This window comes from Alicyclobacillus shizuokensis NBRC 103103 (assembly GCF_001552255.1).
GTDB lineage: Bacteria > Bacillota > Bacilli > Alicyclobacillales > Alicyclobacillaceae > Alicyclobacillus_G > Alicyclobacillus_G shizuokensis.
Window position 1 is genome coordinate 1 of the sequence record NZ_BCQV01000056.1, and the last position, 16,457, is coordinate 16,457.

Annotated in this window: 13 protein-coding genes and 2 pseudogenes; 11 read left to right on the forward strand and 4 right to left on the reverse strand. The window is 55.3% G+C overall.

Features of this window, described 5'->3' with window-relative positions:
* The 4 genes and pseudogenes from ASH01S_RS19065 to ASH01S_RS19860 form a co-directional block, all read right to left on the reverse strand.
* Positions 1-292, reverse strand: a pseudogene (locus ASH01S_RS19065) (SIR2 family NAD-dependent protein deacylase); the annotation flags it as partial.
* 16 nt (positions 293-308) lie between these two features.
* Positions 309-668, reverse strand: a complete 360-nt coding sequence (locus ASH01S_RS15880) for a hypothetical protein (RefSeq protein WP_067929424.1) — start codon at positions 666-668, stop codon at positions 309-311.
* On the reverse strand, positions 665-1,018 hold the full coding sequence (locus tag ASH01S_RS15885; RefSeq protein WP_157067185.1) for a hypothetical protein: 354 nt from the start codon (positions 1,016-1,018) through the stop codon (positions 665-667). Before ASH01S_RS15885 ends, ASH01S_RS15880 begins: the two co-directional genes overlap by 4 nt.
* Positions 1,019-1,362: 344 nt before the next feature.
* Positions 1,363-1,602: pseudogene (locus ASH01S_RS19860) on the reverse strand (transposase); the annotation flags it as partial.
* Between the two features lie 291 nt (positions 1,603-1,893).
* Between ASH01S_RS19860 and ASH01S_RS15895 the strand changes: the two are divergent.
* The 11 genes from ASH01S_RS15895 to ASH01S_RS15945 all read left to right on the forward strand — a co-directional run bounded on the left by ASH01S_RS15895 (position 1,894) and on the right by ASH01S_RS15945 (position 16,202).
* On the forward strand, positions 1,894-3,765 hold the full coding sequence (locus tag ASH01S_RS15895) for a sigma-54-dependent Fis family transcriptional regulator (protein WP_067929427.1): 1,872 nt from the start codon (positions 1,894-1,896) through the stop codon (positions 3,763-3,765).
* A 257-nt stretch (positions 3,766-4,022) separates the two neighbouring features.
* Positions 4,023-5,009 (forward strand): thiamine pyrophosphate-dependent dehydrogenase E1 component subunit alpha, encoded by a 987-nt coding sequence (locus ASH01S_RS15900; RefSeq protein ID WP_373278590.1) that lies wholly within the window; start codon positions 4,023-4,025, stop codon positions 5,007-5,009.
* Positions 5,010-5,030: 21 nt separating this feature from the next.
* On the forward strand, positions 5,031-6,071 hold the full coding sequence (locus ASH01S_RS15905) for an alpha-ketoacid dehydrogenase subunit beta (protein ID WP_067929429.1): 1,041 nt from the start codon (positions 5,031-5,033) through the stop codon (positions 6,069-6,071).
* 120 nt (positions 6,072-6,191) lie between these two features.
* The gene (locus tag ASH01S_RS15910; RefSeq protein ID WP_067929430.1) at positions 6,192-7,556 is read left to right on the forward strand and encodes a dihydrolipoamide acetyltransferase family protein; all 1,365 of its coding nucleotides are present in this window, start codon (positions 6,192-6,194) and stop codon (positions 7,554-7,556) included.
* Between the two features lie 306 nt (positions 7,557-7,862).
* Entirely contained in the window at positions 7,863-9,245 is a 1,383-nt protein-coding gene (locus tag ASH01S_RS15915) for an MFS transporter (protein ID WP_067929431.1), read from the forward strand.
* A 215-nt stretch (positions 9,246-9,460) separates the two neighbouring features.
* Positions 9,461-10,807: a sulfatase family protein gene (locus ASH01S_RS15920; protein ID WP_083517270.1), complete on the forward strand. Its 1,347-nt coding sequence runs from the start codon at positions 9,461-9,463 to the stop codon at positions 10,805-10,807.
* Positions 10,808-10,893: 86 nt separating this feature from the next.
* Positions 10,894-11,592 carry an ABC transporter permease gene (locus tag ASH01S_RS15925; protein ID WP_217996346.1) on the forward strand — a complete coding sequence of 233 codons (699 nt, stop codon included), beginning with the start codon at positions 10,894-10,896 and terminating at the stop codon, positions 11,590-11,592.
* Positions 11,571-12,353 carry an ABC transporter ATP-binding protein gene (locus ASH01S_RS15930; RefSeq protein ID WP_245629121.1) on the forward strand — a complete coding sequence of 261 codons (783 nt, stop codon included), beginning with the start codon at positions 11,571-11,573 and terminating at the stop codon, positions 12,351-12,353. The genes ASH01S_RS15925 and ASH01S_RS15930 overlap by 22 nt, the downstream gene beginning before the upstream one ends.
* 34 nt (positions 12,354-12,387) lie before the next feature.
* The gene (locus tag ASH01S_RS15935; RefSeq protein WP_067929435.1) at positions 12,388-13,413 is read left to right on the forward strand and encodes an ABC transporter substrate-binding protein; all 1,026 of its coding nucleotides are present in this window, start codon (positions 12,388-12,390) and stop codon (positions 13,411-13,413) included.
* Between the two features lie 50 nt (positions 13,414-13,463).
* On the forward strand, positions 13,464-14,984 hold the full coding sequence (locus tag ASH01S_RS15940; protein WP_083517271.1) for a sulfatase family protein: 1,521 nt from the start codon (positions 13,464-13,466) through the stop codon (positions 14,982-14,984).
* A gap of 45 nt (positions 14,985-15,029) precedes the next feature.
* On the forward strand, positions 15,030-16,202 hold the full coding sequence (locus ASH01S_RS15945) for an ROK family protein (protein ID WP_067929437.1): 1,173 nt from the start codon (positions 15,030-15,032) through the stop codon (positions 16,200-16,202).
* Positions 16,203-16,457 lie beyond the last annotated feature (255 nt).

Below are 16,457 nucleotides of genomic sequence, written 5' to 3' on the forward strand. Positions count from 1 at the left end.
GTAAGGAGTGGTATTTCATGTTCTTCGGTGCGATGTTGATCGCCTTTTCTAGGATGCGTATAAGTTCAGTCATTGATCCGTGCTGCATATCGACAAACCGTTCTGCAGCGTCAGGCAACGTGTGGACTGCGTCACGAAATGCTTCACGTTGACTGGATACCGTAGCCCCGATTAACAAATCAACCAATTCGCACCCCGTCGGAATTCCCGCATATCGTGAGAACCCTGCCCCAGCCCAAAGGATTACTCTTCCTTGCCGGATTTTAGTAATCAAACGTTCAATATTAGACATGACAGCCCTCTCCAACTTATATCGGACTGCGTGGGTTGAGTAGCGCGTAGATGTCATTGTCTTGGTAAGGACGCCGTTTTCCAACACCGAACACGTAAAGCGTGTTTGCAGTGAGGTCGCATCGATACACCAAACGCATATCTGCTTTCTGCCCTCGTGGTGGTCGGCGCACCGAATGGAATTTCTTCTTTCGATATGTAGGTGCCAGAGGCGGCCTCTGCAGCGGTGCCCCCTCATTGGCAGGGTCTCTCATGATCTCGTCGATCGCTTTATCCAAGCATTCCAGGAACTCAGCGAACTTCGCATCGTCTCCCATTTCCTCTTCGATGCGAGGTAAATCGGTATCGAAAAACGCCTGATGATCAATTCGATTCATTGGCCAGTTCGTTCTTTCTGACGCTGCCGATACATCTCCAGAGTGGACATACCCTCGGGATGTTCAATCCATTCTTCTCTGGACGCATTGAACCTGCGGCCAAATTCCTGCATCAATTTCATGTTTTCAACCATGTCCTCCAGCTTCTCCACCATTTCCTCCAGCTCATTCATGCGTTTGACGATGGCCTCATATCGCTTGTACGACATCATCACGGCATCCAGACCCACGTTATTAAACAGTACCCCGATTTTTTCATGCGTTCGCAGTTGCTCTTGCAGGGCTTTTTGTGAAATAGAGCGGAACTGGTTTGCCTGAAGCATCTCGTCTTTGGCAAACGTGGCACTCATGCAGATGGGCTCCTTTCCGTCCACGGTCTCCCCTCCATAGTAACATGATTTTGTATCGCGATGATCAAATTACTGTGCGTCTTTTTGTTAAAAGTATATCCCGTTAAGATGTGCGATATTTCGTTGTAACTCGAAATGGGGACGGGCAGTGTTCCGACATGTGGTGAAAATTCACTGCTTGTGCCCAGAGTGTGACGTAATCGCTTTGTCCCCACGGGGAAGGGTATCGACCGCCGTCACTCCGGCAAGGGCCCTTGCGCTCGTCCGGTCGGACGCCTCTTGACGCAGCCCGACCGAATTTGAGCAGTTAGGGGACAAAGCCAAGGTTGTGTGGGGCATTTCCGCACGTCACCTCCGCCTTCCTGCAGGATCTGCATGGCCTTCGGGAACTTGTCCTGCAGTCGCTTCACCATATTCCGCAATTGCGCCCTGGCCGTCTCCTAAGAGGGTCGTACTAAAAGGGTCCGGGTGATCGCCGCCACCATCGACTGCTGCTTCTTAGGTACCTGGCTGAGTATATTCCGGGTGGTATGCACCTTGCACCGCTGCCACACAGCCCCCGTCAGCACCCCTGATATCGCCTGCGTGAAAGTCCTCATGAGTTCACGCAGAGCGTCGATATTTTTGTCGTCAATTGTGGACGCCGGCATTTACATCACTAACCACTATTTCAGACTCTAACGCGAAACTCCAAAAGATCGGCTTCATTCATATGGATCATATGGATAATTCAACGTCGCTGTGTGTGCGTTCGGAGGAAGCTAGACACCGTTTACCGAATAGTTATGCTCGTAAGCAAACTTCTGGGTGTGACTTTATCCTTCGTGTCTCGTCGAGCAGGGGGACGTCTGAAACACGAGAGTGGGGGATGAAGTGTGAGTGGCCCATTCTTATCGAAGCGTATCTGGAGGCGATTTGTCGAAGAAGGTGTATTGGATTCGTATCGGGTCAGCAAGAGCATTGCGGAGTCTTGGATGAGGTGCCGGCAGAGTGGGGTGAACCCATACGACGGGCGAGGACGGAAAATCTTGACGGGGGAGGCGCTGCTGCAAAGGAAACAGCAGGCCGCCGCGTTGCAGAGCGTGGCTGCCCCGCATCTCCAGTCACTCTATCGGAGCTTCCGTGGTGCCGGTGTGATGGTTCTGTTGATTGATGCGGAGGGATACGTGTTATCGGTGGTGGGAGACGGAGGCATTCTGGTGAAGGCGCGTGAGATCAATTTCGTCGAAGGAGCGCGCTGGACGGAGAGCGAAGTGGGCACGAATGCCATTGGCACGGCGCTCATCGTCGGGCAGCCGATGATGCTAGTGGGTCTCGAACATTACGCCGTGGCGTCGCAGGACTGGAGTTGCACGGCCGCACCGATTCGCGATACGGACGGGCAGCTGTTGGGCGTCATCGACGTCTCCGGATTCGCGCACAGCGCCAAGCTGGACACCCTCGCGCAGGTGACGCTCACCGCGTACGCCATTGAACAAGCGTGGCGAATGCACGAGCAGGAGATGCTGTCCGAACTCCTCGAGAAATCCCACCGACTGCTGGTGAAATCCGCCGTCACCCAAACGGTGGTGACGGATGCTCGCCGGCGCATTGTGCACATGAGTCCAGACCTGGAGGTCATCGGTCGGCACTGGTTCCGCGTTCCGCTGGATGAATTCTTGAATGAAGGCTTCGTCATTCAACACAGCGAACCCATTTACGCTTCAGGGAGAGCGCATGGGGAAAATCCTGTCGGTTATCGTGTAAGCGTTTTACCGGACGCAGAGGACAGTCGGCGGGCGTTTTCATGGGATGGACTGCGTTTTGCAGGTGAGACGGGTGTGAGTGCAGCGTTTGCCGAGGTCCTTCATGAGGTTCGTCGCGTGGCCGGGACGGATACGTCTGTTTACATCTCGGGGGAGAGTGGTACGGGGAAGGAGCTCATCGCCCGAGCCATCCATGACAACAGTCCGTGGCGCCGAGGGCCGTTTGTCGCAGTGAACTGCGGGGCTGTGCCGGACAATCTGATTGAGAGTGAACTGTTCGGTTACGTGGAGGGGGCGTTCACCGGAGCGCGCAAAGGGGGTTACAAGGGCAAGCTGGCACAGGCGCATGGGGGAACGCTGTTCCTCGACGAGGTGGAGGCGATGCCAAATACCCTGCAGGTGGCCCTGCTCCGGGCATTGCAGGAACGGGAGGTCACACCGATTGGAGGGACCAAGGCAGAGCGCGTCGACTTTCGGCTGGTCAGCGCGAGCAACCGGAACCTCTGGGACCTGGTGAAGGCGGGGCGGTTTCGTGAGGATCTCTACTACCGCATCTGCGTGTATCCACTGACCGTTCCACCCCTGCGGGACCGAAAGGAAGACATTCCTCAACTGGTCCGGTACTACTGCAGGCGCCATGACTGGTACGTCAAGATGCCAGAGGAAATTCTGCAGCGACTGACCGCGTACGATTGGCCCGGAAACGTCCGGGAGTTGTTGAACGTCCTGGAACAGATTCGCATCCGGGCTGGATCCGGAGTTCCCAATGTCGCTCATTTGCCTCCATTCCTCCGAGACATGGAGCAGGGCGGCGTCGCACGGACGGATCGGAATCCCATCGGGGAACGAGAGGACGAAGGGCTGTCGTACCGTCAGCGCGTTCAGAAAACGGCCATGATGCGCGCCCTCGAGCAGTCGGGAGGCAATGTCACCAAGGCCGCATGGCTGTTGAACATGCCGCGCAGCACGTTTTATCGCAGGATGCGGAAGTTTGGCCTGTGATTGAGATGGAATGAGACAAAACGAGACAGAGTGGGACGGACGTCTCATTTTGTCTCGTTTTTTTCTGTCCGTACGGACTCGGCAGCACTCGTCATGGCCTCAGTGGACCGGGAAGTCAGCTTCACTGGGCATTGGCATAAACTTTGCTGAATAAGTAAGGCAGCAGGAGGTGGGAAGCGCTTTCGGAAAGACGGTGCATCACGGTGAATAACCAGCCAATCGGACATCACCAAGGAGGAGGAGAAGGAATCATGGGTATGGTGCAAACGGCGCAACCCGTACTGACGCACGAAAAGGCCCTCTGGATGTATCGCAAGATGGTCGAGATTCGCCGGTTCGAGGATGCGGTGCACGATTTGTTCGCCAAAGGCAAACTGCCTGGCTTTGTTCATCTGTACGCCGGCGAGGAGGCGGTCGCCGTTGGCGTCTGCGCGCACCTGTCGGAGGCGGACAGCATCACCAGCACGCACCGCGGGCACGGTCACTGCATCGCCAAGGGATGCGATCTCGATGGCATGATGGCCGAGATCTACGGCAAGGCCACCGGGTTGTGCAAGGGCAAGGGCGGATCGATGCACATTGCCGATCTGACCAAAGGGATGCTGGGTGCGAACGGAATCGTCGGTGGCGGTTTTCCGCTCGCCTGCGGGGCGGCACTGACGGCTAAGCGTAAGGGGACGAACCAGGTCGCCGTTTGTTTCTTCGGCGACGGGGCCAACAACCAGGGCACCTTCCACGAAGGGTTGAACCTGGCGGCCATCTGGAAGCTTCCCGTCATCTTTGTGGCGGAGAACAACGGCTACGCCGAGGCCACCCCCTTCACGTACGCATCCAGCTGCCGGCGCATCGCCGACAGAGCGGCGGCGTATGACATTCCGGGTGTCGTCGTCGACGGCAAGGACGTCGTCGCGGTCTATCAGGCGGCGGAAGAGGCGGTGCGGCGGGCGAGAAGCGGCGAGGGCCCGACGCTCATCGAGTGCATCACTTACCGGAACTACGGCCACTTTGAGGGCGATGCCCAGACGTACAAAGCCAAGGAGGAGCGCAAGCGCCACCTGGAAGAACTGGATGCCATTGTGCGCTTTCGTAGCTACCTGCTGGACGGTGGGCTTGCGAGCGGGGAGGACTTGTCCCGCCTCGAAGAAGAGGCCCGCGCGGCCGTCGAGCAGGCGATTCAGTTCGCGGAAGAGAGTCCGTTCCCGTCGCCCACCGATCTTTTTGACGACGTCTACGTCTCCTATTGAACGAAGGATGGAGGGATTCGTATGGCACGATCCATCAGTTTTTCGGAAGCCATCAACGAAGCGCTGACCATCGCCATGGCGGCGGATGAAAATGTGATTCTCATGGGGGAAGATGTGGTGGGTGGCGCCCAGGTGGATCACCTGCAGGACGACGAGGCGTGGGGCGGAGTCCTCGGGGTGACCAAGGGACTGGTGCAGCAGTTCGGACGGGATCGAGTGCTAGATACTCCCATCAGCGAGGCCGGATACATCGGCGCCGCGGTCGGTGCGGCTGCGACGGGACTTCGGCCGGTGGCCGAACTGATGTTCAACGACTTCATCGGCAGCTGTCTGGATCAGCTGATGAACCAGGCGGCCAAGCTCCGCTACATGTTCGGCGGCAAAGCCGAAGTGCCGCTGACCATCCGCACCATGCACGGCGCCGGATTCCGCGCGGCCGCCCAGCACTCGCAGAGCCTGTATGCACTATTCACGCACATTCCAGGCCTCAAGGTGGTCGTCCCGTCGACACCTGCCGACGCCAAGGGGCTCTTGCTCACGTCCATCGCCGATAACGACCCGGTCGTGTTCTTCGAGGACAAGACCCTCTACAACGTCAAGGGTGAGGTGCCGGAGGGGGACTACCGGATTCCACTCGGTAAGGCGGACATCAAGCGCGCAGGGCGGGACCTGACCATCGTCGCCATCGGCAAACAGGTGCATACCGCGCTCGCCGCCGCAGACACCCTGGCCACGCAGGGCATCGACGTGGAAGTCGTCGATCCCCGCAGCCTATCCCCGCTCGACGAGGACACCATCCTCGCGTCCGTCGCCAAGACCAATCGCCTCATCGTCATTGACGAAGCCACCGCCCGCTGCGGCGTGGCCGCGGACATCGCAGCGCTGGTCGCCGACAAAGGGTTCGACAGTCTGGACGCTCCCATTAAGCGGATTACCGGTCCCCACACCCCAGTGCCATTCTCGCCCGTCCTCGAAGACTTGTACCTGCCGACGCCGACAAAAGTCATCCAGACCGTCGCTGAACTCCTTGGGGACAGTTCCATCGCTGCAGCTGTGTCTTGAGGGTGATTCGGCGGGGCGGGAAGAGGTAGGCGCCTCAGAGTGGGGGCCAAGTGGGCAATCCGACTGGGCGGTCATGGAGCGCCTCGCCGTCTCAGTAGGTTTCGGAAGGAGGGATGCAGGATGTCCGTGGAAGTCATCATGCCCAAATTGGGAATGGGAATGGAAGAAGGGACCGTGGTCGCGTGGCGAAAGCAAGTCGGCGATTCTGTACAAAAGGGAGAATGCTTGGTCGAAATCCGCTCTGAAAAGATTGAGTATGAGGTGGAAGCGCCGGAAGACGGCGTGCTGCTGGACATCCTGGTCCCGGATGAGGGCGTCGTCCCGTGCGGTACGGTGATTGGGTATGTCGGTCAGGTCAGCGAGCGTGTAGCAGTCGGGGCGGGCAGTGGTCGAGGTGCCATTGGCATGGCGTCTTCGGTGGGTTCGGGGTCAGCGACGTCGGTCTCGAGGGCGGACGCGGGGGCGGCCCAAATCGCAGAGAATCCAAGCCCTCCGCGCCCCGCCAATCAGCCACGGAAGGTCTCCCCGGCAGCACGGAAACTCGCGCGGGACTTGGGTGTCGACATCCACCAGCTGGAGGGAACCGGACCCGGCGGGCGGATCACGAAGGAGGATGTCGAACGAGCGGCAGCAAGCAGGGACAAGGGACGCTCTGTGGATGCAAGGTCGGTGGAGACGAGCGGATCGGCACAAGAACCATTTGCCCAAGAACGTATTACCGATACGAAAGCGGCGATGGGGTTGGGTATCGACGGCGACGCGGTGAAGTCGCCTTCTGACCCGCGCACGGAAGCGGAATCAGTCGCAGTTCCGATGACAGGTATGCGTCGTGCCATCGCCACGCGAATGATGCAGAGCTTGCGCCAGTCTGCACAGTTGACCCTTACCATGACCGCAGATGTGACGGACGCGGTTGCTATGTTGAAGAAGCACGCGGATTGGGTGCGCGATAGGTACGACATGAAGTGTACGCTAACCGATCTCGTCGCGCGCGCTGCGGTGCTGGCGTTGAAGGACCATCCCGCCGTCAACGGCCACGTCACGGAGGAAGGGATTCGTTCGTATACCGTCGTACACCTCGGCGTCGCAGTGGCGCTCGATGCCGGCCTGTTGGTGCCCGTGGTTCGTGACGCTGACAAGTTGTCGTTCATCGAGTTGGCCAAGGCCATCAAGTCCATCAGCCGCCGGGCCCGCTCCGGCAAGCTCGAGGCCGCAGAAACGGGAGGATCGACATTCACCATCACGAATCTCGGCGGGTATGGCGTCGAATTTTTCACCCCAATTCTCAACCCACCAGAGATTGGCATCCTCGGCGTCGGCGCAGTGCAGGACAGCGCCAAGTATGTCAGCGGAGAATGGCAGCCGCGCGCCCTGCTGCCACTGAGCCTCACGTTTGATCATCGTGCGCTGGACGGTGCACCGGCGGCTGAGTTTCTGGCGAGTGTGAAGCGGTACTTGGCGGAGCCGATGACATTGTTGTTGTGAACGGGAATCGACGAAACCGAGACGAGGCAGTGCGAGGAGCCGCGCTGTCTCGTTTTGTCATGGACGATATCATCACAGGATGGACGCGGCCGTATAATCTTTCATAGTTACTGAAGATTCTAACCGAATATGAGTCCCGGCTGGTCCAGTCATGAATGTGGCCGACATCGCTGTGGATCCACAATACCGAGCTGGAGACATGATCCTAGGCGTCCAGGGGGACCGCGGGGAGAGGGTGGGAATGCTTCGCGTAGTGCCGAAACTGAAACCGTGAGGATAACCGGCCTGCGAAGGGGGGATATGTCCATGACTGACGCCGCTATCGTAACACGACTCAATCAAATGCCGGTCGGCAGCTTGCATCGAAAGATTACGGTCATCATCGGTCTCAGTCTATTCTTCGAGCTTTTCGACGTGTATCTCGCTGGCGTCCTGGGCACGGTGCTCACCGAGCAGTTTCATGTCAGTCGGGCTGTGCAACCGTTGCTGTTGGGATCCGCGTTCCTCGGGATGTTTATCGGTGCCGTCTGTCTGAACGGGCTGGCGGATAAAATCGGCCGGCGCCGGGCCATTTTCTTTGTGTTGTTTGTTTACTCCCTGTTCACTTTCGTCGGTGCATTCAGTTCAAGTGTAACATTTCTTATCGTAGTGCGTTTCCTCGCCGGTCTGGGTATCGGCGGGCTACCGCCTTTGGCCGACACGTACCTGAGTGAGATGCTCCCAGCCCAGCATCGTGGACGTATGATGGCGTGGGCTTACACCTTGCAATTCTGTTCCACGCCCGTCGAAGGGTTCTTAGCTCGGTGGCTGGTTCCGACCCACTTCCTGATGGCTGGTTGGCGCTGGCTGTTCATCATCGGGTCCGTTGCTGCCTTCATCGTCTGGATGTTACAGCGATATCTGCCGGAGTCCCCACGGTGGCTAGAGTCTGTTGGGCGTGTGGAAGAGGCAAAGACCATCGTGGCCGAACTAGAAGCATCGGTCGGTCACTCATGGACACTGGAGAGCGAGTCCGTGGCGTCAAGGGGGCCAAGCAAGCTGCCGCTGTCGACCCTCTTCAGCCCAGTCTTCGCGAAGCGCACCGTCATGTTGTGGATCTTCCAGATCCTGCAGACCCTCGGCTATTATGGATTCGGGACGTTGGTACCGCTTATCCTCGCCAGCAAGGGGGTGACGGTTACCAGTTCGCTCACATATGTGACCATTTCGTTCTTAGGGTATCCTATCGGTTCATTACTGTCACTGCCCATCATTGAACGCGTGCAGCGAAAGTGGCTCATCGTGGGAGCGGCATTCTGCATGGCTGTGTTTGGCATTCTATTCGGTATGTCCACGGCGCCAACTCTGATTATCCTGTTCGGGTTCTTGTACACGCTGTCGAGCAACATATTCTCGAACGCTTATCATATCTTTCAAGCGGAGATCTATCCAACCGCTATCCGCGCAACAGCCGCCGGCTCCGCATACAGTCTCAGCCGTCTGATGAGTGGACTGATGCCATTCGTTCTGCTCCCGGTGCTTAATACGCATGGTGCGACCGCGATGTTTACCGTGGTGGCTTGCGCTATGGTCATCATCATGATTGACATCGGCTCTCTCGGGCCACGCACCTCGGGTAGATCCCTGGAAGACGTAAACGAGTCTCGCTTGATTCCGCAGTCTGACTCTGGCCAATCGCTGCAGGGATGAACTTCATGTCTACTTCGGGGCGGTGTCACACCACGAGGTGTACACCGCCTTCTATCCATCCAGCCCGATGTGACTGAATCCTCCATGTCCACAAACAATGACCTTCCGAGAGCTCAATTCAGCCCCCAACCAACCATATTGACAACGTTATCATTCTGTGCAATCATTAATTTATCAAGTGTATTAATTAAATAGAAAAGGGGTTGAGGTGATACTTGAAAGTTATCTATTTCGACATCGATAGCCTTCGTCCTGATCATCTTGGTGTGTACGGCTATAAACGTCCGACATCTCCCAATATTGATCAAGTTGCTCGGGACGGGATTGTGTTTCAAAACTGCTTTGCGTCAGACAGTCCTTGCATGCCTTCCAGAGCTGCCACGATAAGTGGACGGTTTGGCGCGAGAACAGGCATTGTGACTCACGGACCACGCGGTGAGACGATGGATCTGAAGGTCGATACCTTACCCAACATTCTGCGCGCCGCAGGGGTGACGACGGCCGCCGTCTCTACCTTTGGAAGACATCCTTCTCCGTGGTTTTATGTCGGATGGGAAAATTTTTACGATCCAAAAGGTTGGCACTTTCAGGCCACTCCGGCTTGGAAGATCAACGAGATCGCCCTGGATTGGCTGGATGACCATGCAAAGGACGACTTCTTTCTCTGGGTACAGTACTGGGACGTCCACAGTGTGTACAATCCGCCGGAGTCCTGCGTGGACGCAGTAAAATCGGACGATTATCCAGAATACCCGACCAAGGACCAGGTTCACAATCATCGGAACGATGTGTTTTGGCATTCGGCCGGCATGATGGGGATTGATTCCTACGAGACGTACAAGCATATGGTGGACCTGTACGATGCTGAGATTCGATATGTTGATTATCACATCGGTCAGGTCCTGAAGAAACTCGATTCGTTAGGGATAAGCGAGGACACGGCCATCATCATTTCCGCCGATCATGGTGAGGAACTTGGCGAGCATGGGGTCTACATTGAGCACTGGAGTGTCTATGATGGCACAAACCGTGTTCCGCTGATCGTGCGTCTTCCGAAAGCTTTGCAGCAATCGGGAGTCAGGCACGACTTGGTCTACCAGATGGATTTGTCCGCAACAATACTGGATTTGTTTGGCGTCCGCGTTCCCGAGAAATGGGATGCGAAATCTCTGCTTTCCGGGGACAGCCGAACGCACCTGGTGTGCGGACATGGGTTGTACACGGCTCAACGAGCTGTCATAACGGAAAATTGGAAATTAATCCGGACCTATCATCCAGGTCAATGGGATATCCCTAATGTGCAACTTTTTGACCGGAAGCATGATGTATTCGAACAGCACTCCGTGGTGCATGAGCACAGGGGTGTGGTGAAGGAGTTAATGGATTACTTGACGGATTGGGAATCGCGCGTCGCCGGCGAGACGGATCCCATGAAGGTGAACGCGCTGTACGGCCCGCCGGGAATTCAACTCTACGGCCAGCAAGCGATGGAGGCCTATGAGAAGCACCGCCGCGTGATGGATTTTGTTTTGCCGGATCGCAAGCCTTCCATTGACCCCTGATTGGGAATCTCGTGAAGACAGTGTATGGGCGGTGAGAACGATTGCGAAGGGTTTACCCTGCGATTTCAATTGTCGGCGGAATTGCCTTGTGGTGGGTACTCGCACTCATCCCTGCGTTCAGTAAGGTGTTGCCGACACCCATAGCGGTGCTGCAGGCGGTTCCCCAGCAACTTCATGCGGGGCTGGGGACGAACATCGGCATGAGTTTGATGCGGGTAGGCATTGGCTTTGCCATAGCGTTGGTTCTTGCGGTTCCCATCGGGTTCTTGATGGGGTGGTACCGATGGGCCCAGGGATTGCTTGAACCTTGGATCCAGTTTTTTAGAACCGTGCCTCCCATAGCGTTGATTCCAATGGTCGTGATTATTTTCGGCATCGGTGAATCGGCGAAGATATTCGTCATTTGGACCGCCGCATTTTTAACCATCGTGATTTCCGTCTATCAGGGCGTGAAGAACGTGGACACCACTCTGTTGAAGGCGGCCAGAGTGCTTGGGGCCAATGACTTCAATCTGTTTTGGGATGTGGTCATCCCCGCCTCCTTTCCATACATTCTCGTCGGCGTCCGGCTGGGTCTCGCGAGCGCTTGGAGCACTTTGGTGGCTGCAGAACTTATCGCGAGTCAGCATGGGCTCGGCAGCATGATTGAGCAGGCTGGGTTGTACTACCAGGTCTCCGTCATTGTCATGGGGATTTTCATCATTGGCATCATCGGGTTTCTCATGGACCGGGGCGTTCTCTGGATGGAAAGGAGGCTGACGAGGTGGCAGGAGACATTGAAATAGGCTCTCAACATGTCATCAAAGTAGAGAACGTGACGAAGGCATTTGCGACCGGTAAGGGAACCCATGTGGTCTTAGACAACGTGAATTTGGAGATTAACGAGGGGGACTTCATCTGTGTGGTCGGTCCTTCTGGATGCGGGAAGACCACCCTGCTGAACATTCTTGGCGGGTTGGAGAGGGCCGACGGAGGAACCGTTTTGCACAGAGGAATTCCTGTCGATGGTCCGCATCCCAGTCGCGGTGTCATCTTTCAGCAATACGCACTCTTTCCGTGGAAGACTGTTCTCGGAAATGTGGAGTTTGGATTAAAACTCAAAGGGATACCCAAACGTGAGAGAACAGAAATAGCGCTTCATTATTTGGATCTAGTTGGACTCACAAAGTTTAAAGATGCCTATCCCAAGGAACTGTCCGGGGGCATGAAACAACGCGTGGCCATCGCCAGGGCGTACGCGGTCGATCCCGAGGTCCTGCTCATGGACGAGCCGTTTGGGGCCCTGGATGCGCAAACCCGCGGCCAATTGCAGGAAGAGCTTCTCAAAACGTGGGAAAAGGAGAAGAAGACTGTCTTCTTCATTACGCACGACGTGGAAGAAGCGGTCATATTGGCCAACCGCGTCATCATGATGGACACCCATCCAGGACGCATTAAGAGAGAGTTAAGAGTGGATTTACCATACCCGAGAAATCAGGAAACCAAACTCTTGGATAATTTTACACAGTTGAAGAACGAAGTGTGGATGAGCGTCTATCATCACTAATTTCAATAATTTCAATTTCAAGGGGGAATTTTCAATGAAACGTGTGATGCTGGCTGGTGCAATTTCTTTGGCTTCTGTCGTCGCTTTGGCTGGTTGCGGCACGAGCAGTGAGAATTCAACCAACGCCCAAACTTCGAAAGAAAAGGAATCTGGAAAGCTCCCTGTCGTTCGCGTTGCGTACATGCCTGATATCCATGGGGCGGCTCCACTGGCGATTGCTCAAAAGGAAGGGTACTTCAAGCAACAGGGCATTGATGTACAGCCTGTGAAATTCACGAGTGGGCCGCCCGAAATCGATGCGATGGCGGCAGGACAAGTTGATATCGCGTACATTGGGCCGGGCGCCATCTTCCTGGCCGCAGAAGGCAAAGCTGACATTGTTGCCATTGATAGCCTGAATGTGGGTGACATGATTTTGGCGAATCCGAAGTCAGGCATTAAGACGCTGGCGGACCTGAAGGGGCATACCATCGGTGTGCCAAAAGGAACGTCAGGAGAGATGATCCTCAACCTGGCCCTGAAAAAGGCAGGGTTGACCCCGTCGGATGTCAAAATCGTGAATATGGATGTGTCCAGTGAAGTGAGCGGCTTTGTGGCCGGGCACGTGGATGCTGTGGCCACATGGAATCCTTACACATCCGAGATACAAAAGCAGATGCCGAACACAGTGGTCTTGGCGACGGACAGGACATTCATGCCTGAATTTACGTTTCCGCAGGTATGGACAGCCAGCCCAAGTTTTGAGAAGTCCCACAGTGACCTGGTCCAAAAATTTGTCAATGCTTTAGCCGAAGCGAATGACTGGCGAATGAACCATGTCCAGCAGGCGGTCTCAATGACGGCTTCCTTCACCGGCGCGCCAGCCGCTTCCCTGCAATCCCAAGCAGGCACGACGGATTGGTTGAGTTCCTCCCAAATTCGGTCCTACATGGTCGACGGGACTGTCGATGGGTGGATGAAAAATTTGGAGGAGCAGTTTGTACAGAGCGGAACCCTGCCTAAGGTGGTTAATCCGTCAACGTTTGTGAATGAGAAATACTACAAGAACATCTCCAAATGATGGGTTGCTTTGTCTGTGCTGTGCGCATGGTGCAATGATGAAATGGAGAGATGGAAGTGGCGCAAGTGAGGCCAAACGTCCTGCTGATTACGACTGATCAACAACACGCGAACACGATTCATGCATTGGGGAACTCCGTGATAAAGACCCCGAATCTGGACACCTTAGCCGCACGTGGCGTGAGTTTTGGGAGGACATACGTCACCAATCCGGTATGTTCCCCAAGCCGAGCTTCTATCTTGACAGGTGAATATCCATCACGGCACGGATGCTGGAATATTGGTGTGAAATTAGATGAAGGCCGACCGCGCATAAGCGATGCGTTCAGCGCGGCGGGGTATCGCACGGCGCTGTTCGGCAAGACCCACTTCCAGCCTGTACTGGCCGAGGGGAGTTTTGAGGCGCGCCCGCACACTTTTGATAGAGATTTTTGGCGACATTGGGATGGCCCGTATTACGGCTTTCAGAAGGTCAAGATGCTCCACGGTCACGCTGACGAGATATCCTCTGCGGGCATGCACTATGGCGTCTGGTTGGAGGATCAAGGCATCGATATTGACAAGTATTTCGGCCCGAATGGCGGCTATCGCGAGGGGAGGTGGGACCTCCCCGAGGAATTTCACTATACCAGGTGGACGGCTGACCAAACGATAGAGTTCCTCGAGCAGCACGACACGGATCAGCCATTCTTTGTGTGGTGCAGTTTTCAAGATCCCCACAACGCGTTCTTGGTACCTGAACCATGGGACCAGATGTACGATATTGAGGATCTGCCCGAGTTTATCCGGCGGCCCGGTGAAATGGACGACAAGACCCTTTTGCACAAGTGCCTCATTGAGGACAGGCTGGATGAAATGGATGTCGAAATCACCGCCGATCCGAACCATCCAACGAAAGGCATACAGTGTCTTGGGCCGACGACGGACAAGATCGGTGAAACGCGCGCCAAACGGTGGCTGGCCGCCTATTACGGTATGATCAGTCTGATTGATCATCACATTGGTCGACTGATGCAGACTCTTGATCGACTCGGGCTGACCGAAAATACGGTCGTCATCTTCACATCGGATCATGGTGATTATGCGGGTAACCACGGGCTGTGGTTAAAAGGCCCGCTTCACTACGAGGACGTGATACGCGTTCCGTTTATCGTAAGCTGGCCAGGGCAAATTCCGCAAAATGTCCAGAGTCAGAGTTTGCAAAGTCTGGTCGATCTCGCACCTACCTTGTGTGACTTGTGCCAAATTGGGAACGTACCTAGTGTCCAAGGTATGAGCCAGCTTCACACCTGGATGAACCCGCGTGAATCCGTGCGGAACTATTGCTTGATCGAGAATCGTGCCGAACCTGCGTTTTATGTCAAGACCATCGTTGACGAGCGGTACAAGCTCAACTATTTTCTGGGCCGCAATGAAGGGGAGCTGTACGATTTGCAGGAGGATCCGCACGAATTCGTGAATTTATACAACGATCCGGCTTACACCGATGTTGTATTGCGAATGATGAAGGCCATGATAGACATGTATGGACAGCTCGAAGGACCGTATCCGCCTCGATTGAGTTTCGCGTAGAACCACTCGGGGAGCTGCCTTCACAGACAAGAGGTGAACCTTGCGATGATTGGCCAGAATGTAAACCGTACAAAGCACCTGAATCGCTACTTGGTTTTAAAAACGGTTTATCAGTACGGGCCAATCAGTCGCTTGGCGATTTCGAAGATCACCCATTTGGCTGCGGCGACAATCTCCAACATCACATCCGAGCTCATCTCCGACGGCATTCTCGTTGAAACGGATCGGGTAGCTTCTCACGGTAGAGTGGGTAGGAGAGAGATCTTAATTGATGTGAACGCGGATGGCAGATACGTCATTGGCGTTCACATCGGGAGGAAGATTCTCAGCTGCAGTGTGATCAATTTGAAAGGTGAGATCCTGCAAAGAGAAGACCATCTCTCGGAAGACCAGTCTGTCGACGAGACCATAGCGCTGATTGAGGCGTTCGTTCGCAAGCTGACAGTGAACCCAGAGAAAGTGTTGGGAATCGCCTTGGGAGTGAATGGCTGGGTGGATTTCTTTTCTGGCACTGTGAATCGGCGCCCTGATGAGCGCTGGGCCAATGTACCTTTGGTGGAATTAGTTCAGAGACGAACGGGCGCGCGTGTGGTGATGGACAACAATGTAGTGGGAATGTCACTGGCGGAAAAACTCATGGGTCTCGGGAAACCGTTGAACAATATGCTTTTTCTGTATGCCGATGTGGGTGTGGGCGCTGGGTTGATCAGCAATGGTGTTCCCTATCGGTTTGGTCCTGTAAATGTGGGGCACATCTCCATTCGCCAGGACTCTGATGAATGCTGGTGTGGAAGCGTTGGATGCGTGGAGTTGTTTGCGGGTACGGATAACATCCGGCGAAAAGTGCAATCGCTGTATCCTCAATATTTCGCGAACGGGGACATGGACATATCTGACCTGATTGCACTTGAACATGTACCTGAAATCCGGGGGGTATTCCAAGAAGTCGGAGCCTCCCTGGGTATCGGGTTAACCAACACGATGAACGTGTTGTCTGTACCCGATGTGATTGCGTGTGGGCGGATATTTGACAGTGAAGTCGTGTGGAATGAACTGAACCATGTTGTGGCCAAGAGAGTCATCACCGGGCCCGTCACCATCCAGAAATCCGCATATGGTGTCCATGAGATTGGTGTGCTTGGGGCAGGCAGTTTGGGCCTCTACCACTTTGTGCTGGTGGGCGGATTACCGGATCGGGAACTCATGCCATATATCTAGACGATATTTCGATTGGCTCACCTCCAGTACGTGCCTGATGATTTCAAACGAGGGGATCTGCAAATGAGAAACCTCCAAACTCATTCGTGTTGCACTCCGGGACGGAAGGGGTCATCAGGTTGCGTCCAAATTACACACGGTGGTGCAACCAAGCCCGTCACTTCTGACATGATCTATCTACCAGGTGGAGACTTCCTGATGGGGACCGACTCCAACGAGGGCTTTCCCGATGACGGGGAAGGTCCGGTGCACAAA

Coding starts and splice junctions, on each gene's coding strand:
- ASH01S_RS15935 (WP_067929435.1), top strand. CDS start 12,388: ATGAAACGTGTGATGCTGGCTGGTGCAATTTCTTTGGCTTCTGTCGTC.
- ASH01S_RS15945 (WP_067929437.1), top strand. CDS start 15,030: ATGATTGGCCAGAATGTAAACCGTACAAAGCACCTGAATCGCTACTTG.
- ASH01S_RS15900 (WP_373278590.1), top strand. CDS start 4,023: ATGGTGCAAACGGCGCAACCCGTACTGACGCACGAAAAGGCCCTCTGG.
- ASH01S_RS15940 (WP_083517271.1), top strand. CDS start 13,464: ATGGAAGTGGCGCAAGTGAGGCCAAACGTCCTGCTGATTACGACTGAT.
- ASH01S_RS15885 (WP_157067185.1), bottom strand. CDS start 1,018: ATGAGTGCCACGTTTGCCAAAGACGAGATGCTTCAGGCAAACCAGTTC.
- ASH01S_RS15910 (WP_067929430.1), top strand. CDS start 6,192: ATGTCCGTGGAAGTCATCATGCCCAAATTGGGAATGGGAATGGAAGAA.
- ASH01S_RS15905 (WP_067929429.1), top strand. CDS start 5,031: ATGGCACGATCCATCAGTTTTTCGGAAGCCATCAACGAAGCGCTGACC.
- ASH01S_RS15880 (WP_067929424.1), bottom strand. CDS start 668: ATGAATCGAATTGATCATCAGGCGTTTTTCGATACCGATTTACCTCGC.
- ASH01S_RS15915 (WP_067929431.1), top strand. CDS start 7,863: ATGACTGACGCCGCTATCGTAACACGACTCAATCAAATGCCGGTCGGC.